Source organism: Hymenobacter agri (assembly GCF_054778495.1).
On the sequence record NZ_BAAGZM010000789.1, the window covers coordinates 1 to 1611 of the forward strand.

A 1611-nucleotide genomic window follows, 5' to 3' on the forward strand; every position below is an offset into this window, starting at 1 on the left:
GCGGCAGGCCAGCCGCTTCCGCACGGCGCTGCAGCGCGAGGTGTGGTTCGGGGGCGTGCGCCCGCTCTACTTCACGGAGGTAGACGTGACCGACCACGCCGAGGCCCTGCGCCTGGAGCGCGTGGTGGAGGCCGTGGTGATTCCGATGTACGACTACCGCGGCATGGGCACCATGCGCAAAGCCGCCTAGCGCCATGCAAGTCGAACTCGTCAACGGCCAGCTGCAGCTCGTGCTCTCGCACCCGCGGGAGATGGAGCTGCTCAACACCGACGCCCGCGAACTGGCCGCGCGCCTGGCGGGCGAGGCGCTGCTTAACCGCACCTACCACCTGGGCACCAAGCCCACCCCCGGCCGGGGCTACGACGACCGCCTGACGATGCGCACGGGCCTCTCGGCCACCACCTGCTACGAGTACCTGCGCCTCGACGCCAAGCGCGGCGGCCTGGTGGGCCGGCAGGTGGGCACCAAGTGGATTGTCACCGAAGAAGCCGTGCGCGCCTTCGAGGGCCGGGCCGGCAAGCAGGCGGCCTAGTATAGGCGCTTCGCAAGTTCACGATTCCGGTTCGATTCCTAACGTGGCTGGCATCCGGGCCGGTCTTAAAAACCACTGAGGGCTACACCTCCGCGGGTTTGAATTCCTCGCTCTCTGCAACGCAAAAATGGATTCGAACCCTAAATCCCATCCTGATTCGAACCTGATTCTACCCTTCATTTCTTATCGCTCATCCCATGAATTCCTCAACTGATTTCGCCCCCGAGCCTTATCTCCCCTGGCTGCGCACCGACCCTGCCATGCAGCAGCCCGCCGCCTTCGTGAGCACCGAAGTATTCACCCTACCGGCCTACGAACCCATGGCCCGCCACTACCCCGCCGGCACGCAGGTCGCCGCCAAGCGCATCTTCCACCCCGACGACCTAGAGGAAGGCGTGTATTGGCTGCAACGCTACTGGCCCGAAGGCACAAACGGCACGGCCAGCAATGCAGCCACGCGCTGCGAGTTTGGCCGGTTTGCGGGCCTGACGGAAGGCCTAAGCCCGCGCGCCCAGGCCCGCCGCCGTCACCGGGGAATCGTGCACTTCGAATTGAGTGCCGACGTGGCCTGCGCCACCGCATGCCGGGACTATTTCTTCCGAGAGGACGGTACCAAGACGGTGCACGTCGATTTTAACGACCAGCACTTCAAGCTCTGGCGCCTGACGCACTACGTTTCCCTGCCGGCCGCCGCGCTGGGTACGCTCGGCCTCTCAACGGAGCGCACCGGCTACACACCTGACCAAAAACGCTGGCTGCAGGAAGAGCAGGCTATCCGGGAAGATGTGGGCAGCGAGTTTACGGCCCAGGTCCTCGGGGGCCTGCCCCTGCCTGAACTGCGCGCCGTGCTGACCTATCAACAGTGCGACGACTTCAACTGCATCTGGAACACGCTGCCCCGCCTGCAGCCCAGCCAGGCCAGGAAGCGCCGCCCGGGTACGGTGGTCGCCATCGGCTGGCGCAGCACGAACTACCTCGGCCAGCCGGTGACGCTCACCGAGTACGTCAAGGCCGAAGACGCAGGCCTGTTGCTCGACCAGCTGCAAAGCCTGCACGACCTGCACCGGGCCGAAGCGCG

At 65.7% G+C, this 1611-nt stretch carries 3 protein-coding genes; all 3 read left to right on the top strand.

The window, feature by feature from the left end; all coding sequences use genetic code 11:
- Positions 1 to 190: hypothetical protein (locus ACYVDE_RS22140; protein WP_460503705.1), on the top strand; the 190-nt coding region annotated here is incomplete at its 5' end.
- A gap of 4 nt (positions 191 to 194) precedes the next feature.
- On the top strand, positions 195 to 533 hold the full coding sequence (locus tag ACYVDE_RS22145; RefSeq protein ID WP_460503706.1) for a hypothetical protein: 339 nt from the start codon (positions 195 to 197) through the stop codon (positions 531 to 533).
- A 197-nt stretch (positions 534 to 730) separates the two neighbouring features.
- The coding region (locus ACYVDE_RS22150) for a hypothetical protein (protein ID WP_460503707.1) at positions 731 to 1611 on the top strand (881 nt) is incomplete at its 3' end.